Source organism: Flavobacterium sp. FlaQc-47 (genome assembly GCF_044006475.1).
GTDB lineage: Bacteria > Bacteroidota > Bacteroidia > Flavobacteriales > Flavobacteriaceae > Flavobacterium.
Genome location: NZ_JBIPCQ010000001.1, coordinates 245,864 through 271,337, shown reverse-complemented (window position 1 = coordinate 271,337; position 25,474 = coordinate 245,864). Strand labels below are relative to the sequence as shown.

Genomic DNA, 25,474 nt, shown 5'->3' with positions numbered 1-25,474 from the left:
CAAAATTTACAATTATAAAAAAGCACTTACAAGTAATGAGCACTTCTTTGCCCCTATTGTATGCAAATGATCTGAGTCATAAAAATCGTCGTTTACAAATCTTGAATCATTAAACAAGTTCAGGTATTTAACATTAGGATTTCTTTTTTCAATCAATTTTGCAGTTTTTATAATTTTATCTAATTTAAATTTATTAACTCTTTTAGAATACTCCTCTGACACTGGCATTGTTATTAAGATTACTTCGATCCCTTTTTGCTTACATTGATGGATAATAGATTCTATTATAGAAATATTTTCAGAAAAATCAAATAAATTATCTTCATGTCTCTTGATAGTTTTAATTGCAATTTCGCTCAGATTTAAAAATCTCTTATCTTTAGTATAATTAATTCCAAATCCATTTAAATCACAGTCAATAACTGTCCCTTGTAAAAAATAACGATTTACTAATTTTATATTTTTATTAAAAGATCTTGTAGAAGATAAAAAATAATTGCCGTATTCAAACTTGGACACAATTGGAACATTTAAATCCATATAACTTTTATAGTAGTATTTTCTCCAACTATCTTCTTGAGTATCTTTTAATTGACTTAAACTTGTGTATTCAATATTCAAAACAACGTACTTAAGTTTTTTAAATTTACTAATATGTTTATCAAATATAAGTTTATCAAAATATAATGATTGACTAACATTCGACATATTAAATGCAGGTTTAGCAAAAAAAACTGGATTTAAACCATAAAAAGTATGCGAGTTTCCTAAAATTAATACCTCGGTTGTCTGATATCTTTTTTGGATATTTTCATTTTTAAAAGAATAATTATTTGGTACAATCCTGTAAAAGCATTCTATAAAAACAAATACCAATACTATTGGTAATAAAAAAATAATTAATTTGAATATTAGTTTTTTCATTAAAATTGAAAATATATAAATTGTAAATCTTTCCCAAAGTAATACAAAACTAATAGTACCAAAAGATAGTAAAAACACATTCTAAATGGCTTTGACCAAGTCAATCCAAATTTTTCAATAGCAAAATAATTCTTTCTTCCTTTCCATTCAATACACATAAATAAAAACAGAAACCCAATTATAGTTTTGGGGAATACTTCTGGAAAAGTAAATAATGTATTAGAAAATATTTTAGAAATATAATAAAAGGCATCTCCTACAGTATTGGATCTAAAGAAAATTCTAGCAAATGAAACCAATCCAAAAGTCATGACAATGTCTAAAAAGACTTTACAATTATTTACCAAGCCATTTGTTGAAACGATTTCTATATTTTTTCTATTTTGACTAAATAATATTAAAGGTAATATATATATAAAATTAATAAAACCATAAACTATAAAAGTCCAATTCGCCCCATGCCAAAAACCAATAAGCATAAAAACTATAAAAACATTTCTGAGCTCTTGCAATTTAGATCCACGTGAACCTCCCAAAGGTATATATACATAATCTCTAAACCAACTCGATAAAGAAATGTGCCATCTTCTCCAAAATTCAGCTAGATCACGTGAAAAATAAGGATATGAAAAATTCTGTAATAATTCAATTCCTAGTAATCTGGCAGTTCCTATAGCAATATCTGTATAACCTGAAAAATCTCCATAGATTTGAAATGAGAATAAAATTGCCCCAATTACCAATGTGCTGCCTGAATAATCGGATGGATTATCAAAAATTAAATTCACATATTCTGCACAGCCATCGGCAATAACAACTTTTTTAACTAATCCCCATAATATTTGTCTTAATCCGCAAACAATATTATAATAATTAAAACTTCTGTTTTTTTGTATTTGAGGCAAAAGATGTGTCGCTCTTTCTATTGGACCAGCAACTAATAAAGGAAAAAAGCTCACAAATAAAGAATAGTCAATTATAGTATTTACCGGTTCTATCTTTTTTTTATAAATATCAATTACATAAGATAATCCATGAAATGTATAGAAGGAAATTCCAACAGGTAAAACTATCTGTAATGTCCAAATATTCATTTTAATTCCTAAAACCGATAGAAGTTCTAAGAAATTATCTACAAAAAAATTGTAGTATTTAAACAAACTCAAAAAACCTAAATTAAAAATTATGCTAAGCAAAAACCATCTTTTTTGTAAGGGGGAATTGCTTATGTTCTCATATATCTTTTTTCCAATATAAAAATTTAAACCTATAGAAAAAGCTAATAAAATAGTAAACCTAAAATCCCAGCAACTATAAAAAAACAAACTAGCCAGCAACAAAAACAAATTTTGTAATTTTAGACTTTTATAAAATACAAACCAGTATAATATAAAAACTAATAAAAAGAAAAGCGCAAAACTTAATGTGTTAAATGGCATTATGCTATTTTTTCTCTAGTATAATTTTGATTTGAGCCTTAAGTTCTTCAATATCTTTATTCTGTTGAATTAAATAAAGCGTCAATTCCTCAATTTTTTCTTGTTGAATTCTAGCTATTTCACCAAGTTCCAGACCGTTTTGTGTAACTTCTTTTGCTGACGGTACATTTTGTAAATGTCCATTTTTTTCAATAAAGCTTTCGACATCTTTTAAGCTTGCTAACTTATACACTGGACTAAAAACATAATCAGCCCAAGTATTGTAAACTTTTATTTCCTCTGCTCTTATTTTTCCTTTTACTGATAATCTATAAGTATCTGTACCATCTGTAAAATTTGAAGTTCCAATACCAATATTAGCATCTGTCAATATATTACCTTCAATTTTTGCACTACCAGCCTGAACAAATAATTTATGAACTAAACTACTCGGATGATTTGAATATCCACCAATTACAACATGAGTGTTGGGCATTCCTAATTGCATATAAACATTATCTTCACCATCTTCATAAACTTTTAAAAATTCTTGCTGGTTTTTATTATTTAGTTGAAATCTACCAGACCCTCCAGTTTCAGCTGTCATAGTAAATCTTGTATGATTACTTCTATCGTCAATCTGGAAAGAAAAAGCAGATTTAGTTAAATTGATAATATTTGATTGAGGAAAATCATAAAAACATAATAATTTGCCTTCATCTAAAGGATCTCTTAAAGTCCCCAGATTTAGAACCCTACTTGATTTATTTCTATCCACCCAATCGGCATAACTAGAACCATCCGGTAGAGTCTTAGAAAACTCACCTACATTTGCTTTTAAACTCCCTACTACTTCAAGCTTAGCCGTTGGGTTCGTTGTCCCAATTCCTACATTAGTATTTGAAGTTGGTGTATTAGCTAAAACATTTGCAGTTCCACCAGTGCTTGTACTAATTTGAGCACTAGCATTTAATATCACTAGAAAAAAAATACCCGAATAAACTTTTGTAATAACTCCCATATCTGTTTAATGTTACTTAATTAATTTCTTCCAAACATAATAAAAAAAAGATAAGTACTCTTGAATATTCATTTTAATTTATTAAGAAATTTATTAAAAATAAAATCATGGAAAATATTAAAAAATCAAATCAAATTTTTCCTGAAATACACACATAAAACAATCAAATAAATAAAATTATCAAAAGCCTGAGCAATTACAACACCTCGAATACCAAATAAATTCATAAAATACATACTTGAAAAATACAAGATTGTTAAAGATAATAATTCTGAAATAATAAAAGCTTTTGTCATTTTTTTTGCAAAAAACTGATATCCTAAAATTAAGGATGCAACTTTAAAAACATCTCCAATTAATTGCCATAAAAATAACCGGGCAACTGGTAAAAATTCCTTAGTAAATAGTAACTGAATAATGAAAAACCGAGTGAAATAAATGACTACTAATCCTAAAATAAAAACTGGCAAAATTGATTTATAAAAACTCCAGAAGATAGTTTTCGTTTCTTTATTATTTTTTGCAACTGAAAGTTTTGGCAAAAAATATACTGTCAGAATTGTACTTATAAACATTAAATAGTAAGAAGATATTCTAGTAATAGTTTCCCAAAAACCTGCCTGATCAATACCTAGATTTTCAATAATTTTATTCCTGATTGCCAAAAAAACAATTGGTCCTAAAACAGATGAAACTAACGCCATTAAAGAGTAAGAAGAAAGATTTTTTATGATTGTAAAATCAAAAAGATGTAAACGAACAGAGCTTAAAAAATGGATTTCTCTATTTATAAAATAAAATGTCACAATAAATAGTAGTGCGGGTGAAATTACAACTGCCAATAATGCACCAAGAGTTTTGAAATAAAATATCATTAAAACAGATACGATCAAACCAATCACGTTTCCAATAATATTTACCAATATTACTTTTTTAAACTGACTTAAACCATTAAGAACAGCTAACAAAAATATTGAAACAGCATACCACGGCAACGCCAAAGCTAAAACCTTAAACACAATAGAATAGTCAAAATAATTATTAAATATTTTATTATTCCAGTGCACTGCAAAAAAGAATAAAAGTCCGCTTAAAATTACCGCGACTACGATTAAGCAAATAAAAACTGTAGCAATTATTTTTTGTAGTTCGCTTTTATTTTTTTGATTTTCTGCTGCATACTTTACAACTCCATTCTGAAAACCCAAAGTTGAAATAGTCTCCAAAGACGTTAAAAAATTACGAAGATTTCCAACTAAAGCAATTCCTCCCGGACCAACAAAAATCGCAAACACTTTCGATGTTATTATACCAATTCCTATTTTTAGTCCAACGCTGAAACTATTTAAGGAAGTGATTTTAAACAAGGTGGTTCGGGTAATTTTCTTAAAAGAATTCAAAATTAATACCTATTTAAAACTTCAATAACAAAATCAACCTCTTCATTTGTCAAAACCGGGCTCATAGGTAAACTCAAAACCTCATTATGAATTTTCTCCGTAATGGGAAAAGATAAAGTATTCCATCCCGAAGTTTCAGCAGAAAAAGCCTTTTGTTTGTGTGGAGGCACCGGATAATGAACCATTGCTTGAATATTATTTTGAGACAAATATTCTTGTAAATCTTCCCTGTTTGAAGTTCTGACAACAAACAAATGAAAAACATGATTGTTAGACAAATTCCAAAGCGGAAGAATTATTTTATCATTTTTAATTTCAGATAAATAACGTTTTGCAATTGTTCTGCGTTTATCATTATCAGCATTTAAATTGGGCAATTTGACATTCAAAAAAGCTGCCTGAATTTCATCTAATCTTGAATTTACACCAATAAATTCATTATAATATTTTTTCTCTGAACCATAATTCCGAAGAGAGAAAAGAACTTTTGCCAATTCGGAATCGTTTGTGATTATTGCGCCACCATCACCCAAAGCACCTAGGTTTTTTCCGGGATAAAAGCTATATGCAATTGCAGATTTTTGATTGTAGATTTTAGATTTTAGATTATTTTCCGCTCCATGCGATTGCGCCGCATCTTGAATAATAAGTAAATTATTCTGAATTGCAATTTCATTAATTTGATCCATTTCAGCCAATTGACCGTATAAATGAACGGCTAAAATCGCTTTTGTATTTGATGTGATTTTCTCGTGAATCAAATCCGGGTTTATATTGTATGTTTCTAATTTTGGCTCGACCAAAACCGGAGTTAAACCGGCTTGTAAAATTGCCAGAATACTTGCGATATACGTATTTGCAGGAACAATAACTTCGTCTCCTTTTTTGAGTTTTCCCAGTTCAATATAACCTTTAAAAATCAGCACCAAAGCATCAAAGCCATTCCCTACTCCTATGCAATATTGTGCATTACAATATTCGGCAAAAGCCTTTTCAAACGTTTCTACTTCTTTGCCTAAAATATACCAGCCATTATTTAAAACTAATTTCAGTTTATCCTGAAAAGCTGTTTCATAAGGCTCATTTATTTTTCTAAGATCTAGAAATGGTATCATTTTACTTTTTAGAATTTAAACAAAAATACCATTTAACTTATTATAATTTGATGTTTCAACTTTGTAATAATCATGAATTATTGTACTTGCGCCAAAACTCTCTTTCCAGTATGATAATCCTTCATTGAGATTTCTTCCCTGATTTTCATTTGAAATTCCGAAATCGAAAAATTTCTTTTCAGCAAATCTTTCCTTAATCAGGTAATGATATAAGTAATCTAAACTTCCCAAATTTTCCTGCTTTTCATTTTTTGAAATATATTGGCAATGTGCCACCGTTTCGGTTTCAAAAACAGTAGTTCCCGCAACAATTTTATCGTCCTGATACACATTAAACTGATGAATATTTTTAGAAAAATGAGATTTTAGATAATTCATTTCCTGAACCGAATGAACGGGTTTTGCCTGATGTTTTTTATCTAAATTCGGAATCAAAACTTCATTCCAAAACGATTCAAAATTAGTTTCTTCCCTAATTTCTAACTTATTTTCTTTCGCTTTCTGAAAACCTCTTTTCCTGATTTTTGACGTCATGTTTTCCTGAGATAAATCGATTACAGAAAGTGAATCCCGACGCACTAATTCAGCATCGGCTAAAAATAGACTATATAAAATTTCTTCAGCAGGTTTTATATGATAAATAGATGGAATCGTTTTATAATGTAATCTTTCGAATTTATTCTCATTCAAAAAAAACAAAACTGCCTGAAAAATTTGAATTACCTGCGCTAGTTTTGTTTGCTCTTTATAAACCAAACCTCCGTAAGTTAATCCCTGATGTGAATAAATGGAATCTTCAACTTTATTAGCCGGTAAAACACTAATTAATTTTTGATCTTCAAATACCAACAGCGAAAAATCTTCAAAACGATCTGAGTGATATTCCATAAAATCCCGATGAAATAAAAACGTAGCATTTTTAGCCTGGGCTATAAACTCATTCCAAAATTTATAATCGTTCTGATCGTATTTTTTTACAGTATACATTGTCATTTTGTTTCTTTTGCCTCAAATTTGCTTTGCCGGTTCGCATTGATCGTTTCACGAATCTATATTAATTATCAATGCAATACGCATAATTGAATAACTCAATTCCTGGAAAAATTTTATTTATGTTCAAACGCCGGTAAATACCATTTGAATTTAACTGCCAATAATCTCACGCTGATAATAACTATAGAAGTTACTAAATACAAAACGTCATCATTAAGATTCAGTTTTTTGAGCGCAAAAAATACAATTCCGCCAAAAATACAAATCGTCGCATAAATTTCCCTTCTAAATATTGTTGGAATTTCGGTACACAAAATATCACGCGTCACACCTCCAAAACAAGCCGTCATAGTACCTAAAGCAATGCAAATTACAGGATGTAAACCTATCATAATTCCTTTTTCGAGACCTATTAAAGTAAAAACTCCCAAACCAATAGTATCAAACAAGAACAAAGACGTTCTTAGCCTGTCAAACTTTTTACGAAAAAGAATCGCTAATCCAAATCCTAAAATAATTACATATACATATTGCAAATCCTGCATCCAGCCCACTGGAGTTCTGCCTATTAAAACATCACGAAGCGTTCCGCCGCCAACAGCCGTAACAAATGCAATAATAAAAACACCAAACGGATCCAGTTTTTTATGCATTGCCGTTAAAGCACCGGACATTGCAAAAGCCATCGTACCGATAAGATCTAATAAATGAAACATTCTCTTTTTTTAAGCTGCAAAGGTACAGAGGTACAAAGAATCAAAGGTTCAAAAACCGAATTAATTATTCGTTTTTTGAACCTTTTTTCTTCTATATTTTCGTAAAATATCTTATTTCTTCACATAAATAGGGCTTCTTTTTAATAAATAGGTAATAGAATCCATCCAGCTGTCTTTGATATTCAGGAATGGTTTACGGGTTTGCGAATAAATTTTGGTAGCATTTTTATACATGTCAAAATAAACCATGTAATTGTAATACGTTAAATTACTGGAGTTTGTAGTTGAAACATCGCTTGTTTTTACCTTTTTATTATTGTCGCTTACTTTCGCATTTCCGCTATTATAAGTTGACGAAGTTGCGCCTTCGGTTAAAGTAAAAGACACTTTTGCCGCAACAATATTATCAACTCCCAGAATTTTTTCCAGATCCTGAATTGGCGTTTCGTCGATATTTTTATAATCAATTCCTGCTTTATGCAACAAACTATTTGTAACTCTTAAATCCTGAACTGTCAACGGAAAAAGATTCGATGATTTATCCAGTAATTTATTATAAAGATCATTTTGCGCAAATTTTGCCATTTCCTCAGAGCTTTCCATCGTACCGGAATTCACATAAGGAACCGGTAAAACAGCAATAGTATTGGATTTCATTTCTGCCGAAGCTATAACCTGACCTGAGTTTTCAGATGCTGGCGTTGAAGCATTTGCAGAAACATCAAAAGTTTGAGAACGTCCGCTTGCAAAATCAATTCTCGCAATTTGCGACACATCAAGTGAAATTTGCATAGTTTCGCCAGGCAACGAATATTCAACCGTTTTATCAGACATTTTAGCAATCGTACATTCAATAATCTGATAATCCCTTTTTATTATTTTATCCAATTTTTTTCCGCCCTGAGCGAAAGAAAAAACAGAAATAAGCAATAGTACTATTACGGAAGTAAGTTTTTGAAAATTCATGGTATTTAAATTAAATTTTCCGACTCTTAGGCTTTTCGGATTCACCTTTTCTAAAAATTATGTTTGTTAAATTTATAAATTAAACAAATACTAAGTTACGAAATATCTTATTTTTTTAATTCAAAATAAACACATTTTTTTTTAAGGAGCTAATCCCGCTATCCCTTTCAATCTTTTACTTTTTAAAGAAAAAAGTAAAAGGATTTCCAGTCCTATCGGGGCTAGGGCTTTTAGATTCCATCAAAAATTGTAGAAAAAAAATATCTAATCTTTAAACAATTACATATTTTGAGTATAAAAATTATAGTCTTTTAAAACCACTCTTAAAAAATCACTGCTATTTCCGGATTGGTTTTTAATTCCCGTAACGCTTTCAATTTTAGCCACTAATTTTAAAATAACTTCATGATCATTTTTTGCCGCTGCATTTTGAAAAGTTTCCTTTATGATTCGCATATCATTATCAGATAATTTAATGACCAAAGGATAAGTAGGCACATAAGCATCGCCTATTTCCTCCAGAATAGTATGGCTGATATTGATTTTATTTTTTAAAGTTATCACTGCAGTTCCAGCCACCATATCGCCTAATCGTTGCGCTTTTTTACTTGAAACCACACTTATAAGAGCAACAATACCGTATAAAAGTGTAATATCAATTAATCTAAAAAACCAACGCATTAAGTAATCACCAAATCCGGCTTGATAACCATCTATTTTTACCACTTTTATTTTTACCAGTTTTTTCCCGATAGTCTGACCTTCAAAAATACTTTCTAAAGTGAGGGAATAAATAAAAAACGGAAAATAAAGCACTAAAACGATCGCAATTTTTGACCAATTGTCTAATTTCTGAAATAATTTATCGAAATTTAACCAATAAAAAAAAACAAGAGAAATCACCGTCACATAAGCTAGTTTTATAGCCAGATCAATAAAATAAGATCCTATTCGTTCCCCTGCAGAAGCGGCGATAAAATTTATTTTAACATTTTGTGTTGTATTAATAGATAATTCTGACATATTTTATATTTTAGCCTATAATGAGAGAAGTCGCCTTCATAAAACAAAATAAAGAAAAATGGCTGGAGTTTGAGCTCGCTATTTTTGGTAAAGCTAAAAAAAATCCTGATGAGTTAGCAAATTTGTACATTCAAATGATGAATGACTTGTCGTATGCACAAACGTATTATCCCAAAAGCAAGACCGTTGTCTATTTAAATCATCTTGCTTCACAGATTTACCAAAAGATTTACAAAACCAAGCGAACCGAACAAAACAGATTAGTAGAATTCTTTAAAACAGAAGTTCCATTACTCCTTTACGAATACAGGAGATATTTGCTGTATGCCTTTATTTTATTCTTTTTAACCCTTGCAATGGGCGTAATTTCCGCAATATACGATCAGAATTTTGTTCGTTTAATATTGGGCGACAGTTATGTAAACATGACTTTAGACAATATTAAAAAAGGAGATCCAATGGCCGTTTACGGCTCCGGAAGCAACTGGGGAAGCTTTGTTGGCATCACCATGAACAACCTGTACGTTGGCGCAAGATGCTACATCTATGGTATATTTGGCGGACTGGGAACGTTTTACATCTTCCTGCAAAACTCGTTGATGTTAGGCGCATTTCAATACTTTTTCTATGATCAGAATGTTTTCTGGAAAAGTGTTCGCGGGATCTGGATTCACGGTTCTATGGAAATTTTTGCCATTGTAATTGAATCGGCGGCAGGATTTATTTTAGGCGCATCAATATTATTTCCTAAAACATATTCACGATTAAATTCACTTAAAATAGGTTTCAAAAATAGTTTTAAAATATTTCTCAGTACCTTTCCATTCACAATAAGCGCGGGATTTCTGGAAGGTTTTATCACTAGATATTCCGTTGATATGCCCAATTGGCTGAGCAGTTTTATTATACTGTTTACCTTAGGAATAATTTCATTTTATTATTTAGTCTATCCATTCATTGTTCACAAAAAAATAAATTCATTATAATGTTTGAACTTTTCAAAAAACGAGAACTCGGCGACTATTTAGTAGACACATTTACCTTTTTTAAAAGTTATGGAAAACACTTTTTCAAGACTTTTTTCCTAATAAATGCTGGTATGTTACTTGTAGTTGGCGCATTAGTATATTGGTTTTTAAAACATAATTTTCAATCATTAGTGCGCAATAATTTAGACCAGACCGAACCAGGTTCTCTATTAAATTATTTTAATGATAATGATCCCGCATTACTTGGTTTTATCGGAATTTCAATTCTTGTAATCCTGATTATTTCACTATTTAATTCCTCCTATCCGGTTTTATATCTCAAACTGATAGCTCAAAAAAACACAAATAATTTCACCAAAAAAGATATCTTATCAGTCTTTAAACAAAGTATTTGGAAATTATTTAAATTCACCACAGGAGTTATATTCATTATATTTCCGGTGCTTTTTATCACCATAATTATATTGTTTTTCCTGTGTTTCGTTTTAATTGGGATTCCGTTAATACTACTTGCAATTCCCACGTTGTTTACCTGGATACATTTTAGTTTCTACATTTATTTGACCGAAGAAAAAAGTTTTTTTCAATCGTTACATAATGCTTATCTTTTACTAAAGGAAAATTTCTGGACAAGCATAGGCGCTACTTTTTTAGCAATGATTATTATTCAAATGGTTCAGGGATCAATAACAATGTTTATTTACTTTGTTGGAATATTTTTAGTTATTGGTACAGCCTTAATAAATCCTAATTTTGATAATCAATCATTTGATGCTGCTTCGCCTTTTTTACTTCTTGGTATTACATTAATCTTTCTTTTAATATTTGTAATCAGCACTATTTTTAATAATATGTTAGTCATTAATCAAGGAATTATTTATTACAGTTTAGGCGCAGACAAGAAAATCTCAACTGCTGAAATTGATTTAATAGGGAATAATAATGAATAGAGTTCTCATCATTTTATCATTTTTCTTTTTCACTGGTATCTCACATGCGCAGGATTCTTTGGCTACAGCCGAACCTTTTTCAATAAATTCAATAAAATATACCGAAAAAGATATTCAGATTGATTCAGATACTGTTGAAGCAAAAACTTTTTCTAAAAATTTCAAGAAAAAATATACCGATTCGGATTTTGTCTACGAACAGAAAGCACCTGAAAAAAGTTTCTGGCAACGCTTTATTGAATGGCTCGCGTATATTTACAGAAGCATTTTTAGAGGACAAAGTGCACAAAGTTCTGTAGATTTTATCCAACTTTTTCTAAGAGCTATAGCTATTTTAATAATTATTTTTGTGATTTACTTAATTGCAAAAGCTATAATTAATAAGGAAGGACAGTGGATTTTTGGAAAAAACTCAAAGAAAAGAAACATCAATTATTCGGATATAGAAAAGAACATACATCTTTTAGATTTCGAAAAAATGATTCAGGAAAGTATTCAGTCCGGAGAAAAAAGAATCGCCGTTCGCTACTATTACCTTTGGTTATTAAAGGTAATGGCGCAAAATCATTATATAGAATGGGATATTGAAAAAACCAATTCTGATTATTTATACGAACTGAAAAATCCAAATCATAAACAGGAATTTACCTATTTGTCTTATTTGTACAATTATATCTGGTACGGAGAATTTGAAATCGACGAAACCTCATTTATAAAAGCCGAAAACCGATTTAAGAACGCCATAAAAACCTTTAGTAATGGATAAAAGCATTAAAATTTACATTGCTGTTCTGGTTTTTATTTTAGGTATAATTCTTTTAATAGATCGCGATCAGCCAAAGCAAATCGATTGGCAGCCCACTTATTCTGTCCATGACAAAATCCCTTACGGATTATATGTTTTTGATCAGGAAATTGATGGCTTTTTTAAAAATCATAAAGTAGAAAGAATTTCAACAATTACGCCTTATGAATTTTTAAATTCAAAATATGATGAAGATACTCTTGTAGAAAACTATAAGATAAAAGGTAATTTTATTAATATTTCTGAAAACAATACCCTTGATGAACAATCTATTAAGGAGATTTTTTATTTTGTATCACACGGAAATAATGCTTTTTTAAGCATGAAAACCTTTCCGCAATATTTATTAGACACTTTAAAAGTTGAAATAGGTTCTGATTTCCTAAACGCAAATAATACGATTGTAGAACTTGCCAATAAAAAAACGAATCCTAAAAAATATACTTTCTCACAACAATTAGAATATTATTTTTCAAAAATTGACACGTTAAACACAACCGTTTTGGGATATCAGGGGACAAAATCAAGCCCTAAAAAACATATTGATTATATTAAGGTTCCTTACAGACAAGGATATTTTTATTTACATACGCAACCTGTGGCTTTTACGAATTATGATTTGTTAAAAGCAGATCATTATCAATATGCCGAAAGTGTTTTATCGTACTTGCCAAAAGGTGATGTTTTTTGGTACACCAAACAAAATGATGATCTGTCACAATCGTCCTTGCGTTATATTATGAGTCAGCCGGGATTAAAATGGGCGTGGTATTTCTTTTTAATCGGAATGTTGATTTTTATGATTTTTAATGCCAAACGAAAACAGCGTATTGTACCAATTATCAAACCTTTGCAAAATTCAACAGTTGATTTTACAAAAACAATTGGAAACTTGTATTATCAGGAAGGCGATCATAAAAATATTATAGATAAAAAAATCATTTACTTTTTAGAAAAAATCCGAACTGATTATTTAATCGATACAACGAAATTAGATGATTCTTTTATTCAAAAATTGCAGCATAAAACCGGAAAAAATCAAACGGATATTCAGGCTGTTATATTTTTAATCAACGAACATAGAAATAGTTACCACGGAAGTCTTGAAGAAGATTTAATCCGAATAAATAATGCAATAGAAAAGATTTTACATTAGAAATAAAAAGCTAAACTTAAAGAAACATACCAAATATGGACGATATCAATACACCAAAAACAGAAATCACAAACGAAAATGTGAATTTTGAGACCAGAATAAATCTGGGACCATTATTAGACCATGTCAACAGCATCAAAAAAGAACTTGAAACTGTCATTGTGGGACAACATAAAATGATCGATCAGCTTTTAGTCGCCATTTTATCAAATGGTCACGTTTTGCTTGAAGGCGTTCCGGGAGTTGCGAAAACAATTACCGCTAAATTATTATCTAAAACGTTGAGCATTGGCTTTAGCCGAATTCAGTTTACGCCGGATTTAATGCCATCGGATATTTTAGGAACTTCGATTTTTAACCTTAAAAACTCTGAATTTGAGTTTAAAAAAGGACCTATTTTCTCTAATTTAATTTTAATTGATGAGATCAATCGTGCGCCGGCAAAAACCCAGGCAGCACTTTTTGAAGTCATGGAAGAACGTCAGATTACTATTGACGGAAGTGCTTATCAGCTTGAAACTCCGTTTTTAGTCATTGCAACACAAAATCCAATTGAGCAGGAAGGAACATACCGTTTGCCGGAAGCACAATTAGACCGTTTTTTATTCAAAATCACAATCGATTATCCTAAATTAAACGAAGAGATTTTAATTATCCAAAGAGAGCATTTATTGCAGGATCACGGAAAATTAGAAGCCATAAAAACCATACTTTCGGCATCAGAAATTAAGGAATATCAAGGTTTGGTAAAACAAATCAGGGTAGAACAAAATCTATTGGAATATATTGCCAGAATTGTAGTAAACACGCGTGAAAATGCCTTTTTATACCTTGGTGCTTCTCCCCGCGCGTCAATCGCGATTTTGAATGCATCAAAAGGTTTCGCCGCAATTCGCGGACGTGATTTTGTTACTCCGGAAGATATTAAAGAAGCTGCAATTCCGGTTTTACAACACCGCGTTATAGTAGCGCCTGAACGCGAAATGGAAGGAATTACAAGCTCGGAAATTATCAAACAAATTATCGAAACAGTTGAAATACCTAGGTAGTTTTTTGAGTTTTTAGTCGCAGTTTTCAGTGATCAGTTGAGACTGAAAACTGAATATTGAGACTGAAAACTGAGACTAAAACTGTGACTGAAAAGAATTTTTAAACAAAATAACCGTGAAATTCATAAAAAGCCTTTACCTCAATAACTTCTTTTTCTATGTGCTTTTAGGCATTATAGGATTGTTTGTCTGCGCTTTTATTTTTCCAAATTTATACAATGCCGTTTGGTTTGTCGTTTTGATTTTAGTCACTTTTTCAGGACTTGATATTTTAGTTTTATACCTCACGAAAACAGGAATTGAAGCGGAAAGAATTACGCCGGAAAAATTATCGAATGGTGATTTAAATCCTGTAATCGTTGCTGTAAAAAACCACTATACTTTTAAAATTTCAATTAAAATTATCGATGAAATTCCGTTTCAGTTTCAGGTACGTGATTTTAAGATTCTAAAGACTTTAAAAGCATCAGAACACAACGAATTTGGATATGAATTGCGCCCGACAGAACGTGGGGAATATAATTTTGGAGCGCTCAATGTCTACGTTTCGTCGCCTTTAAAATTAATTTCAAGAAGATTTTCTTTCAATAAAAATAATATGGTTCCCACTTATCCGTCATATATTCAGTTACGAAAATACGATTTATTGGCTTTTTCGAATAATCTGCATCAATACGGAATCAAAAAAATCCGTAGGATTGGGCACACCATGGAATTTGAACAAATTAAGGAATATGTTCAGGGCGATGATTTAAGAACTTTAAACTGGAAAGCCACAGCAAAGAAAAATGCTTTGATGGTCAACCAGTTTCAGGACGAAAAATCACAATCGGTTTATATGGTGATAGATAAAGGACGCGTCATGCAAATGCCATTTGACGGATTGAGTTTACTGGATTATGCTATAAATTCGACTTTGGTTTTATCCAATGTCATTTTGAAAAAGCAAGATAAAGCGGGCGTTTTTGCTTTCTCTAAAAAAGTAGAAAACAGAGTTTTTGCAGAGAAAAGAGCTTCGCAAATGCAAAAAATCCTCGAAACATTATACAACATCAAAACTGATTTTTTCGAAAGTGATTACAGTCGTTTATATGTCGATATTAAAAAAAATATCAATCAAAGAAGTTTGATTATCCTTTATACCAATTTTGAAACAATGGACGGTTTAAACCGCCAATTACCGTATTTAAAAGGAATTGCAAAAAGCCATTTACTAGTGGTCGTTTTCTTTAGTAATACGGAACTGAATGCAATCATTAACAGAAAAACAGATACAATTCAGGAAATTTACGACAAAGTAATTGCAGAAAAATTCATGTTCGAAAAACGCCTAATCGCAAACGAACTCAAGAAATACGGAATACATTCGGTTTTAACACAACCTGAAAATTTAACTTTGGATGCAATTAATAAATATTTAGAAATTAAGGCAAGAGGAATTTTGTAAAGACTGTGAAATGTATGTTGTGAAAATGTAAAATGAGCATTATTATGTCATCAATTTCATAAGTTAAATATAAAAATGGTTAAAAATCTTTGAACCTTTGTTTCTATGAACCTTTAACTTGAAAAAACATGAAAAAGACATTTCTACTTCTTTGCATTTTCACAAGCCTTTTATCTCACGCACAAAAAACAGAAAACATCATTATTATTACCACAGACGGTTTTAGATGGCAGGAAGTTTTTAAAGGAGTGGATGCCGAAATTGCCAATGATAAAAAATTCAATCAGGAAGACAGCGTTTACATTTATAAAAAATACGGAAGCTTAGATGCTAAAAAATCCCGTGAAAAAATAATGCCTTTTTTATGGTCTGAAATTGTTGCGAAAGGGCAAATTTATGGCAATCGCGATTTAGGAAATAAAGTTGATGTTTCTAATCCGTATTGGTTTAGTTATCCGGGATATAGTGAGATTTTTACAGGCAATGTAGATATTGCAGTCAATTCCAATGATTACAAACCAAATCCGAATGTCAATGTTTTAGCTTTCTTAAATCAACAGGCAAAAATTAAAGGTAAAGTAGCTGCTTTTGGTGCGTGGAATGCTTTTGACCGAATTTTAAATGAAGAAAAAAGTGGCTTTCCTGTAATCTCCGGTTTTGATAACGTTGGAGGAAATAAGCCAACTGAAGTTCAAAAATTACTGAATGAGATGCGGGATAATTCGTTTAAACCTTTTCATGAAGATGAATGTCTGGATGTTTTTACACATTATGAAGCATTAAACGAACTCAAAACCAATAAACCAAAAGTGCTTTATATTTCGTATGGTGAAACAGATGAATGGGCACATCACGCACAGTACAGATCATATCTTGACGCTGCAAATCAGGTCGATAAATGGATAAAGGAAATCTGGACTTTTGTACAAAATGATCCGCAATATAAAAATAAAACTACTTTAATTATCACTACAGATCATGGTCGCGGTGACAAAGTAAAAGCAGAATGGACAAGTCACGGTGATAAAATTGCAGGCGCATCTCAAATTTGGTTCGCAGCAATGGGACCTGAAATTGCACCAAAAGGTGAAATCAAAACCGTATCGCAATTGTATCAAAAACAAATAGCACAAACGATTGCAAAAATTATGGGCTTTACATTTGCAACATCTCATCCAGTTGCAGATGAAATTCCGGAAGTGTTTCAAAAATAAGAGTTTTTTTGCCACGAATTTCACGAATTTTCGCGAATTATTCTTTTTTTCCAATCCCAATAACTATCAAGTTTATGAAAAAAAATTAGTGAAACTTCGTGGCAACCTTTTTACCTCATTGTTTAAAGCCTTCGCAACTCTGAACCTCTGCCCCTATTTTAAAAAAAACTCAGTACCTTAGCGCCTCAAAAAACTTAGTCCCTTTAAAAAAATGAAACAAATTACCTCAATCCAAAATCCGTATATAAAATCGCTCGTTTTATTGCAGGAAAAAGCAAAAGCCAGAAAACAAACCGGAACATTTTTGATTGAAGGCTTACGCGAAATTTCACTAGCTATAAAAGGTGGTTATGAAATTGAAACGGTTTTATTTTTACCGGAACTGGTTACTGAAAATCAAATCAATAAGCTGGTAAATTCTAAAGTTGAATTCATCGAAATCAATAAAGAAGTATATCAAAAACTAGCATATCGCGATACAACTGAAGGAATTTTGGCTATAGCCAAAACAAAATCCATGTCACTGTCTGATTTAAAATTATCCGATAATCCGTTGATTTTAGTTGCCGAAGCTCCTGAAAAACCGGGAAATATTGGTGCGCTTTTACGCACCGCTGATGCGGCAAATCTCGATGCTGTATTAATCGCCAACCCTAAAAGCGATTTATACAACCCAAATATCGTAAGATCAAGCGTTGGCTGTTTGTTTACGAACCAAATCGCAACAGGAACAACCGCAGAAATTATCGCATTTTTGCAAGAAAAAAAGATCAGTTTTTACTGCGCGACTTTACAAAATTCAACTTCATATCATACTCAGGATTTTACAACTCCAACCGCTTTGGTTGTAGGTACAGAAGCTACGGGACTTACGCAGGATTGGCGCGATGCCGCAACCCAGAATATTATAATCCCAATGCAAGGCGAAATCGACAGCATGAATGTTTCGGTTGCCGCAGCAATTTTAATTTTTGAAGCGAAAAGACAAAGAGGATTTTAGATTTTAGATTTTAGATTTTAGATTTTAGATTTTAGATTTTAGATTTTAGATTTTAGATTTTAGATTTTAGATTGAAAATTAATTCTTTGAATTAATTTTCAATCTAAAAAAGTCTTTTCGCATGTCAGACTGAGCGTATTAAAAGTTCCTTTGAAAACAAAAAATCTTGATTTCGATTCATTTCCTAAACCAAAATACACACTTCAAAATTCTGAAATCTAAAATCTAAAATCAACAATACAAAGCCTTGCGTATATTCAAACTTATTCTTATTTTTAGTACTTGAACCATGCCGTTATGATAGAGATAGATATTGAAAAAGAAAATAAAGCAATTGCCCAAGAGTATAAAGAATTACTTCGAATCAGTTATCAGACTTTAAGTCCAACCGACAAAAAATTAATCCGAAAAGCTTTTGACGTTGCCGTTGATGCTCATAAAGAACAACGACGCAAATCTGGCGAAGCGTATATCTTTCATCCTATTGCAGTTGCAAAAATTGTAGCTTCTGAAATTGGTTTGGGAGCAACCTCTATTGCAGCAGCTTTACTGCACGATGTTGTAGAAGATACTCCAATAACTGTTGAAGATATTGAGCGATTATTCAACCCGAAAGTAGCACAATTAGTTGAGGGTTTAACCAAAATTTCACTGGTTCAAAAGGATCTTAATGCTTCAATGCAAGCAGAAAATTTCAGGAAAATGATCCTGACACTGAACGATGATGTTCGTGTTATTTTGATTAAGCTCGCGGATCGTTTGCATAATATGCAGACTATGGATTCGATGGCAGAATATAAACAGACAAAAATTGCTTCAGAAACGCTTTATATATATGCTCCTCTTGCCCACCGTTTAGGACTTTACAATATTAAAACCAAACTGGAAGATTTGGGCTTAAAATATACTGAACCGGCAGTTTACAATGACATTGTAAGCAAAATACGGGAGACAAAAGAAGAACAGGATGCTTATATCAAAGATATATCGGATGTATTGAAGAAATCTCTGGATAATGAATCAATCGATTATATCATAAAAGGACGACCAAAATCTATCTATTCGATTCGTCGAAAAATGCGCGCTCAAAATGTGAGTTTTGACGAAGTTTACGACAAATTTGCTTTAAGGATTGTCTATAAATCAGATCCGCACGATGAAAAATTCGTTGCCTGGAAAATTTATTCAATCGTAACAGATCATTACAGACCAAGCCCAAGCCGTTTGCGTGACTGGATTTCATCTCCAAAATCTACCGGTTACGAAGCTTTGCATATTACCGTTATGGGACCAAAAGGCCGTTGGGTAGAAGTGCAGGTTCGAAGCGAGCGCATGGATGAAATTGCCGAAAAAGGATACGCAGCACATTACAAATACAAAAATGGTGCTACAGAAGAAAGCGGTTTAGATGTCTGGTTGAATTTACTTCGTGAAGCATTAGAAAATCAGGAAACCAATGCGGTTGATTTTGTGGAAGATTTTAAAATGAATTTATATTCTAAGGAAATCTTCGTATTTACACCAAAAGGAGAAATCAAATCGTTGCCAAAAGGTGCTACTTCGCTTGATTTTGCCTTTAGTATTCACTCAGAAATTGGAATAAAAACCAGAGGAACTCGTGTCAACGGGCGTTTAGTGCCGTTAAATCATGAACTAAAAAGTGGCGATCAGGTCGAAGTTATTACATCGGCAAATCAAAAACCAACCATAAACTGGTTAGAATATGTAACGACTTCCAGAGCGAAAAACAAAATTAAAAACGTTCTTAACGAAAACACTAAAAAAATTGCCGAAGAAGGAAAAGAATTACTTACCCGAAAACTGAAGCATTTAAAAATAACAATCAGCGAACAGGTTATCAATGAATTGGTCAACTTTTTCAAACTAAAAACCAGTTTAGATTTATTTTACAGAGTTGGACTTGGAGCTATTGAAAATCAGCAATTAAAAGATTACGCTGCACAAAAAAGCAATAGTTTCATCAATTTCTTTAAAAATAAAATTAAACGAAATAAGGAACCAACCGCTGCCGAAGACATTCATAAACCTGTGATGAGCAGCAATTATGATATGTTGGTTTTTGGGACAGAACATGACAAACTTGATTATAAACTTTCTCCATGCTGTAACCCAATTCCCGGCGATGATGTTTTTGGTTTTGTAACCATTAATGAAGGAATAAAAGTTCACAAAAAAGATTGTCCAAACGCCATTGGAATGCAGTCAAATTACGCGTATCGTATTATGAGCGCAAAATGGATCGATTCTTCACAGGAAGAATTCAAAGCAATTATCAATATTACCGGAATGGATGTTTTAGGACTTACCAATCAATTGACAAGAGTAATTTCGAATAATATGAGCGTGAATATTCAGAGTATTTCTTTGAGTACTGATGCTGGAATTTTTCATGGTCAGATTGCTGTAATTGTTCAAAACAATACCATTTTGAAGAAAATGATTAATGCGATTAAAAAAATTGACGGTGTTGATAAAGTTTCCAGAGAGTACAGAACTTAAATCATTATAATTTTTCCATTTAAAAGGAAATACAACTAGTTTTATTTATGAATAATAATGATTTAGAAATTCCAATAATTCATTTTGACGAAAAAGGAGAACTTTTAATTGCTGCATCCGAATCTTCTTCAAAAAATGATTTTGATTTTTTTCAGGGCAAATCTAATATTCGGAACAAAAAATTAAAAAAGCGATTTGCAAATTGTACAGAATGGATTGAATTTGCTTCGACTCAGGAAATGTACAAGATTTTAAACGGAATTGGGAATATTGATAATTTTCTTGCTACGTTTGATGGAGAGCCATTTAAAGGTATGACAGTTAGATTATTTAATCCACTCACAAAATTGTGGAGCATTTATTGGTCAGATTCGAATACAGGAGTATTGGATAAACCTGTAATTGGTTCTTTTGAAAATAATATTGGGCATTTTTTTTCCAGAGATATTTTTGAAGGTCAGGATGTTTTACAAGTATTTCGCTGGGATGCCAGAGATCAAAATAACCCCGTATGGAGTCAGGCAATGTCTAACGACAAAGGAAAAACCTGGGAATGGAATTGGTACATGTATATGACAAAAGAAAATACGAAATCCTAAAATAAAACGTTTACAAAATTGTTAGTTTTATTTCAAATAAAGACAAAATTGTTAATTAATATTGGCTCATTATGTAAAAAATTAATCATAAAAAAGCCTAAAACAGGACTGTCACCAATATCAAAAATGAGAATGTAAAGTTAAACTTTGAACAGGAAACTTTTATTCATTAAAATAAAAATTTATCTTTGCCAGATTATGACACTAATTTCAACTGACAACACTAAAAATCAAGAAATTGTAAAAAATGTTTTTACAATGTATCTTGAGCAAAAAGGGCATCGCAAAACTCCTGAGCGTTATGCTATACTTCAGGAAATTTACGATAGCGAAGAGCATTTTGATATTGAAAATTTATACATCAAAATGAAAAACAAAAACTATCGCGTGAGTAGAGCTACCTTATACAACACGATCGAGTTATTGTTAGACTGCGCTTTGGTTAGAAAACATCAATTTGGGCAAAATCAGGCTTACTACGAAAAATCGTACTTCGACAAAAATCACGATCATATTATTATGACGGATTCCGGCGAAGTAATTGAATTTTGCGATCCAAGAATTCAAACCATCAAAAAAACAATCGAAGAAATATTTGATATCGAAATCACGAATCATTCATTGTATTTCTACGGGAACAAAAAACAAAAAATATAATCCCGAAAAGGCATTATTTTACAAAATAAAAAAAAGAAAATTAACTACATTAATCAGTAGGGCAACTCAAATTGCCTAAACGCAAATTAAAACAGAATGACCGTAGATTTATTATTAGGATTACAATGGGGAGATGAAGGTAAAGGGAAAATTGTTGACGTTCTTACCTCTAATTATGACATTATTGCACGTTTTCAAGGAGGACCAAATGCAGGACATACATTAGAATTTGACGGAATCAAACATGTTCTTAGAACCATTCCTTCTGGAATTTTTCATAAAAAATCAATAAACATCATCGGTAATGGTGTTGTAATAGATCCGGTAGTTTTTCAAAAAGAAATTGAAGGTTTAGCCAAATTCAACCTTGATATCAAAAGCAAACTGATCATTTCAAGAAAAGCGCATTTAATTTTACCAACACACCGTTTATTAGATGCAGCATCTGAGGCATCTAAAGGAAAAGCAAAAATTGGTTCTACTCTTAAAGGAATTGGACCAACTTATATGGACAAAACCGGTAGAAACGGTTTACGCGTTGGAGATATTGAACTGGAAGACTTTAAAGAACGTTACAGAGCTTTGGCTGACAAACATGAAGCAATGATTGCTTTTTATGATGTAGCAATCCAATACAACTTAGCGGAACTTGAAAAAGAGTTCTTTGAAGCGGTTGAAGAATTAAAAAAATTAGATTTTATCGATAGCGAAGAATATATCTACCAGGCTCAAAAAGCAGGTAAATCTATTTTATGCGAAGGTGCTCAGGGATCATTATTAGATGTTGATTTTGGAACTTATCCTTTTGTAACTTCATCAAATACCACTGCTGCCGGAGCTTGTACAGGTTTAGGAATTGCGCCTAACAAAATCAAGGAAGTTTACGGAATTTTTAAAGCTTATGTTACACGTGTGGGGAGCGGACCTTTCCCAACAGAACTTTTTGACGAAGTTGGTGCTACTATGGCAAGAGTTGGAAACGAATTTGGATCTGTAACAGGAAGACAAAGACGTTGCGGCTGGTTAGATCTTGTAGCTTTAAAATATGCTGTTCAGATAAACGGAGTAACGCAGTTAATGATGATGAAAGGCGATGTACTTTCAGGATTTGAAACTTTAAAAGTTTGTACAGAATACAATTATAAAGGACAAAACATTTCTCATTTTCCTTATAATATCGAGCCGGAAAATGTAACTCCTGTTTACAAAGAATTTAAAGGATGGAAAGCTGACTTAACTGGATTGACAACTTACGATCAATTACCTATCGAGCTAAAAGAATATATTGAGTTTATTGAACAAGAAGTTGGTGTGCCAATCAAGATTGTATCTGTTGGACCTGACAGAAAACAAACAATAACGAAATAATAAACACTAAACGCTCTGATAAACAGGGCGTTTTTTTTATACAAATATTCCCAATTATGAAAAATCCAGCAATTAAAGTTACTGATACAAAGTTATTATCAGACAACTGGTACATATTAAACAAAGTAACTTTTGATTACCAAAAAAAAGACGGTCAAGTCGAAACTCATATTCGTGAAGTATATGATCGCGGAAACGGAGCTGCTATATTATTATACAATACTTCTAAAAAAACAGTCGTTTTAACGAGACAATTTAGATTGCCCACTTATCTTAACGGAAATAAAACCGGAATGATGATCGAGGTTTGCGCAGGACTTTTAGATCAGGATAACGCAGAACAAGCAGTAATTCGCGAAACTGAAGAAGAAACAGGTTACAGATTGAAAAAAGTGGAGAAAGTGATTGAAACTTATATGTCACCAGGATCTGTAACTGAGATATTATATCTTTTTGTTGGGGAATATGACGAAAGCATGAAAGTAAATGAAGGCGGCGGATTAGATGCAGAGCAAGAAAACATTGAAGTGCTCGAATATACTTTTGATGAAGCATACGCGATGATCCAATCCGGTGAAATTACAGATGCTAAAACGATTATGTTATTACAGCATGCGAAGATAAAAAACCTGATTTAGCACCATGAAAATACGAATCCGATGTTTATCGATTGTAATTTCAATAATGAGATCAGATTGAATCTTATACACAATAAGAAAACAAAGGTTGGATATTTTTTTATTTAAGATAAAGTAAATGAAAATCAAACAAACTAATTAAGAAATTGTGTAAGCAATTTTCATGATGATTAAAATAACTTTACAGTAATAAAAAACCAGTTTATGAAAAAGTTATATTACACATCCAATATCCTCCTTGTATTAGTTTTAGTTTTATTAGGTTCATGTAAAAAAAATGAATCAACTGAAACTAAAGAAAAAGCCAAACCAAAGAAAACTATTGAACATACAAAGCCGAAATCAGTTTCATATCATTTTGAAAAAACGAAAGAATGGCTAAAAGCAAATGAATCTGACAGTGCTAAACTTCATATTGCATATGCACTAAACAGAACTGACAAAGCAAATTTTGCAAAAATGGATTCAGTTGTAATTCCAGCTGATTTTACCGGAGATATTGTTTATTATCTTCCGTTTCCTTTACATGTCGCCGCTTTAGAAGAAGTTTCGAAAGTGATCATTTTCTCTTATCCCGCCCAGGCATTTGCTGCCTATGAAAATGGCGAATTAGTATATACAGGTCCTACAAACATGGGAAGAAAAAAAGATCCTACTCCAACCGGATTATTTTTCACGAATTGGAAAGCAGAGAAAACAACCAGTACTTTTAACGACGAATGGGACTTAAAATGGAATTTCAATATTGAGAATAAATTAGGTGTTGGTTTTCACGAATATGAATTACCAGGTTATCCTGCTTCACATTCTTGTTTAAGATTACAAGAAAACGACGCAAAATATCTTTATAAATTTGCCGACGAATGGATTCTTAAAGATAAGGAAAACGTAAAAGTAAAAGGAACTCCGGTTATCGTTTTTGGAAGTTATCCTTTTGGTGAAGCAAAACCTTGGCTGGCATTAGTTAAAGATCCTAAAGCGTTAGATATTTCAGAAGACGAAATAGAAACCCAAGCCAAACCGTTTATACAACAAATTTTAGACAATCAAAAAGTTAGAGAAGCAGAACAAACTACTACTGCAACTCCATAAGCATATATATTTTTATCTAAAAAAGCTGCTATTACATTTTTGACGAATTGTATTTAGCAGCTTTTTTATTTTGAAGGTTCAAAGTTACAAAGTTTCAGAGGTGCAGAGGAACGAGGTTATTTGGCTAACGCTATTTTATATTATTTTCATTGTTATCTCCAGCTAGATCAATGTTATTAAGTATAAAAGATTTTAGATTTGTGAAACAGCTTAGAATCGACAATCATATTATTCATTCCAATCAGGATTTAAAAGCGTACAATTTGTGCCGTAGGTACTAAATATTGGTAGTTAATATGAATCGGAATAATATATCGTGCCGTAGGTACGCTATATTCATCATTTGTTGTGTACCTACCGGCACGCTAACGTATTTCTAATCTATATTAACTACGAATATTTTAGTAACTAACG

The 25,474-nt window shown here is 31.6% G+C and carries 23 protein-coding genes; 14 read left to right on the top strand and 9 right to left on the bottom strand.

What is annotated here, in order from left to right; translation table 11 throughout:
• Positions 1-12: 12 nt before the first annotated feature.
• The 9 genes from ACHRVX_RS00985 to ACHRVX_RS00945 all read right to left on the bottom strand — a co-directional run bounded on the left by ACHRVX_RS00985 (position 13) and on the right by ACHRVX_RS00945 (position 9,576).
• The gene (locus tag ACHRVX_RS00985; protein ID WP_395327977.1) at positions 13-924 is read right to left on the bottom strand and encodes a hypothetical protein; all 912 of its coding nucleotides are present in this window, start codon (positions 922-924) and stop codon (positions 13-15) included.
• Positions 924-2,363 (bottom strand): MBOAT family O-acyltransferase, encoded by a 1,440-nt coding sequence (locus ACHRVX_RS00980; RefSeq protein ID WP_395327974.1) that lies wholly within the window; start codon positions 2,361-2,363, stop codon positions 924-926. The genes ACHRVX_RS00985 and ACHRVX_RS00980 overlap by 1 nt, the downstream gene beginning before the upstream one ends.
• A 4-nt stretch (positions 2,364-2,367) precedes the next feature.
• Positions 2,368-3,363: a hypothetical protein gene (locus ACHRVX_RS00975; RefSeq protein WP_395327972.1), complete on the bottom strand. Its 996-nt coding sequence runs from the start codon at positions 3,361-3,363 to the stop codon at positions 2,368-2,370.
• 125 nt (positions 3,364-3,488) lie between these two features.
• Positions 3,489-4,763, bottom strand: a complete 1,275-nt coding sequence (locus ACHRVX_RS00970; RefSeq protein ID WP_395327969.1) for an O-antigen translocase — start codon at positions 4,761-4,763, stop codon at positions 3,489-3,491.
• Between the two features lie 2 nt (positions 4,764-4,765).
• On the bottom strand, positions 4,766-5,878 hold the full coding sequence (locus ACHRVX_RS00965; protein ID WP_395327966.1) for a DegT/DnrJ/EryC1/StrS family aminotransferase: 1,113 nt from the start codon (positions 5,876-5,878) through the stop codon (positions 4,766-4,768).
• Positions 5,879-5,893: 15 nt separating this feature from the next.
• The gene (locus ACHRVX_RS00960) at positions 5,894-6,871 is read right to left on the bottom strand and encodes a GNAT family N-acetyltransferase (RefSeq protein WP_395327964.1); all 978 of its coding nucleotides are present in this window, start codon (positions 6,869-6,871) and stop codon (positions 5,894-5,896) included.
• A gap of 113 nt (positions 6,872-6,984) precedes the next feature.
• Positions 6,985-7,587, bottom strand: a complete 603-nt coding sequence (locus tag ACHRVX_RS00955) for a trimeric intracellular cation channel family protein (RefSeq protein ID WP_395327960.1) — start codon at positions 7,585-7,587, stop codon at positions 6,985-6,987.
• Between the two features lie 111 nt (positions 7,588-7,698).
• Positions 7,699-8,553 (bottom strand): hypothetical protein, encoded by an 855-nt coding sequence (locus tag ACHRVX_RS00950; protein ID WP_395327957.1) that lies wholly within the window; start codon positions 8,551-8,553, stop codon positions 7,699-7,701.
• Between the two features lie 279 nt (positions 8,554-8,832).
• Positions 8,833-9,576 (bottom strand): RDD family protein, encoded by a 744-nt coding sequence (locus tag ACHRVX_RS00945; protein WP_395327954.1) that lies wholly within the window; start codon positions 9,574-9,576, stop codon positions 8,833-8,835.
• Between the two features lie 20 nt (positions 9,577-9,596).
• On the opposite strand from ACHRVX_RS00945, the gene ACHRVX_RS00940 reads away from it, so the two are divergent.
• The 14 genes from ACHRVX_RS00940 (at position 9,597) to ACHRVX_RS00875 (ending at position 25,060) form a co-directional block, all read left to right on the top strand.
• Positions 9,597-10,562: a stage II sporulation protein M gene (locus ACHRVX_RS00940; RefSeq protein ID WP_213296978.1), complete on the top strand. Its 966-nt coding sequence runs from the start codon at positions 9,597-9,599 to the stop codon at positions 10,560-10,562.
• A 113-nt stretch (positions 10,563-10,675) separates the two neighbouring features.
• On the top strand, positions 10,676-11,515 hold the full coding sequence (locus ACHRVX_RS00935) for a hypothetical protein (protein ID WP_395327951.1): 840 nt from the start codon (positions 10,676-10,678) through the stop codon (positions 11,513-11,515).
• Positions 11,508-12,281, top strand: a complete 774-nt coding sequence (locus tag ACHRVX_RS00930) for a DUF4129 domain-containing protein (RefSeq protein WP_395327948.1) — start codon at positions 11,508-11,510, stop codon at positions 12,279-12,281. Before ACHRVX_RS00935 ends, ACHRVX_RS00930 begins: the two co-directional genes overlap by 8 nt.
• Positions 12,274-13,476: a DUF4350 domain-containing protein gene (locus ACHRVX_RS00925; RefSeq protein WP_395327945.1), complete on the top strand. Its 1,203-nt coding sequence runs from the start codon at positions 12,274-12,276 to the stop codon at positions 13,474-13,476. The genes ACHRVX_RS00930 and ACHRVX_RS00925 overlap by 8 nt, the downstream gene beginning before the upstream one ends.
• 35 nt (positions 13,477-13,511) lie before the next feature.
• Positions 13,512-14,525, top strand: coding sequence for an AAA family ATPase (locus ACHRVX_RS00920; RefSeq protein ID WP_395327943.1), 1,014 nt, complete (start codon positions 13,512-13,514; stop codon positions 14,523-14,525).
• Between the two features lie 115 nt (positions 14,526-14,640).
• Positions 14,641-15,972, top strand: a complete 1,332-nt coding sequence (locus ACHRVX_RS00915; RefSeq protein WP_395327940.1) for a DUF58 domain-containing protein — start codon at positions 14,641-14,643, stop codon at positions 15,970-15,972.
• Between the two features lie 128 nt (positions 15,973-16,100).
• A complete protein-coding gene (locus ACHRVX_RS00910) occupies positions 16,101-17,186 on the top strand; it encodes an alkaline phosphatase family protein (RefSeq protein ID WP_395327937.1) in 1,086 nt (361 codons plus the stop codon).
• Positions 17,187-17,397: 211 nt separating this feature from the next.
• Positions 17,398-18,186 carry an RNA methyltransferase gene (locus ACHRVX_RS00905; RefSeq protein ID WP_213296993.1) on the top strand — a complete coding sequence of 263 codons (789 nt, stop codon included), beginning with the start codon at positions 17,398-17,400 and terminating at the stop codon, positions 18,184-18,186.
• Positions 18,187-18,483: 297 nt separating this feature from the next.
• Positions 18,484-20,706, top strand: coding sequence for a RelA/SpoT family protein (locus tag ACHRVX_RS00900; protein ID WP_395327934.1), 2,223 nt, complete (start codon positions 18,484-18,486; stop codon positions 20,704-20,706).
• Positions 20,707-20,753: 47 nt separating this feature from the next.
• The gene (locus ACHRVX_RS00895) at positions 20,754-21,305 is read left to right on the top strand and encodes a hypothetical protein (RefSeq protein ID WP_395327931.1); all 552 of its coding nucleotides are present in this window, start codon (positions 20,754-20,756) and stop codon (positions 21,303-21,305) included.
• A gap of 198 nt (positions 21,306-21,503) precedes the next feature.
• Positions 21,504-21,962, top strand: a complete 459-nt coding sequence (locus ACHRVX_RS00890; RefSeq protein ID WP_059116112.1) for a Fur family transcriptional regulator — start codon at positions 21,504-21,506, stop codon at positions 21,960-21,962.
• A gap of 96 nt (positions 21,963-22,058) precedes the next feature.
• Positions 22,059-23,330 (top strand): adenylosuccinate synthase, encoded by a 1,272-nt coding sequence (locus tag ACHRVX_RS00885; RefSeq protein WP_395327927.1) that lies wholly within the window; start codon positions 22,059-22,061, stop codon positions 23,328-23,330.
• Positions 23,331-23,386: 56 nt separating this feature from the next.
• Positions 23,387-23,968 (top strand): NUDIX domain-containing protein, encoded by a 582-nt coding sequence (locus tag ACHRVX_RS00880; RefSeq protein WP_395327924.1) that lies wholly within the window; start codon positions 23,387-23,389, stop codon positions 23,966-23,968.
• A gap of 204 nt (positions 23,969-24,172) precedes the next feature.
• Positions 24,173-25,060, top strand: a complete 888-nt coding sequence (locus tag ACHRVX_RS00875; protein WP_395327921.1) for a L,D-transpeptidase — start codon at positions 24,173-24,175, stop codon at positions 25,058-25,060.
• Positions 25,061-25,474 lie beyond the last annotated feature (414 nt).

Coding starts and splice junctions, on each gene's coding strand:
- ACHRVX_RS00900 (WP_395327934.1), top strand. CDS start 18,484: ATGATAGAGATAGATATTGAAAAAGAAAATAAAGCAATTGCCCAAGAG.
- ACHRVX_RS00965 (WP_395327966.1), bottom strand. CDS start 5,878: ATGATACCATTTCTAGATCTTAGAAAAATAAATGAGCCTTATGAAACA.
- ACHRVX_RS00950 (WP_395327957.1), bottom strand. CDS start 8,553: ATGAATTTTCAAAAACTTACTTCCGTAATAGTACTATTGCTTATTTCT.
- ACHRVX_RS00945 (WP_395327954.1), bottom strand. CDS start 9,576: ATGTCAGAATTATCTATTAATACAACACAAAATGTTAAAATAAATTTT.
- ACHRVX_RS00930 (WP_395327948.1), top strand. CDS start 11,508: ATGAATAGAGTTCTCATCATTTTATCATTTTTCTTTTTCACTGGTATC.
- ACHRVX_RS00975 (WP_395327972.1), bottom strand. CDS start 3,363: ATGGGAGTTATTACAAAAGTTTATTCGGGTATTTTTTTTCTAGTGATA.
- ACHRVX_RS00875 (WP_395327921.1), top strand. CDS start 24,173: ATGAAAAAGTTATATTACACATCCAATATCCTCCTTGTATTAGTTTTA.
- ACHRVX_RS00940 (WP_213296978.1), top strand. CDS start 9,597: ATGAGAGAAGTCGCCTTCATAAAACAAAATAAAGAAAAATGGCTGGAG.
- ACHRVX_RS00935 (WP_395327951.1), top strand. CDS start 10,676: ATGTTACTTGTAGTTGGCGCATTAGTATATTGGTTTTTAAAACATAAT.
- ACHRVX_RS00910 (WP_395327937.1), top strand. CDS start 16,101: ATGAAAAAGACATTTCTACTTCTTTGCATTTTCACAAGCCTTTTATCT.
- ACHRVX_RS00985 (WP_395327977.1), bottom strand. CDS start 924: ATGAAAAAACTAATATTCAAATTAATTATTTTTTTATTACCAATAGTA.
- ACHRVX_RS00920 (WP_395327943.1), top strand. CDS start 13,512: ATGGACGATATCAATACACCAAAAACAGAAATCACAAACGAAAATGTG.
- ACHRVX_RS00960 (WP_395327964.1), bottom strand. CDS start 6,871: ATGACAATGTATACTGTAAAAAAATACGATCAGAACGATTATAAATTT.
- ACHRVX_RS00890 (WP_059116112.1), top strand. CDS start 21,504: ATGACACTAATTTCAACTGACAACACTAAAAATCAAGAAATTGTAAAA.
- ACHRVX_RS00980 (WP_395327974.1), bottom strand. CDS start 2,363: ATGCCATTTAACACATTAAGTTTTGCGCTTTTCTTTTTATTAGTTTTT.
- ACHRVX_RS00925 (WP_395327945.1), top strand. CDS start 12,274: ATGGATAAAAGCATTAAAATTTACATTGCTGTTCTGGTTTTTATTTTA.
- ACHRVX_RS00885 (WP_395327927.1), top strand. CDS start 22,059: ATGACCGTAGATTTATTATTAGGATTACAATGGGGAGATGAAGGTAAA.
- ACHRVX_RS00880 (WP_395327924.1), top strand. CDS start 23,387: ATGAAAAATCCAGCAATTAAAGTTACTGATACAAAGTTATTATCAGAC.
- ACHRVX_RS00955 (WP_395327960.1), bottom strand. CDS start 7,587: ATGTTTCATTTATTAGATCTTATCGGTACGATGGCTTTTGCAATGTCC.
- ACHRVX_RS00895 (WP_395327931.1), top strand. CDS start 20,754: ATGAATAATAATGATTTAGAAATTCCAATAATTCATTTTGACGAAAAA.
- ACHRVX_RS00905 (WP_213296993.1), top strand. CDS start 17,398: ATGAAACAAATTACCTCAATCCAAAATCCGTATATAAAATCGCTCGTT.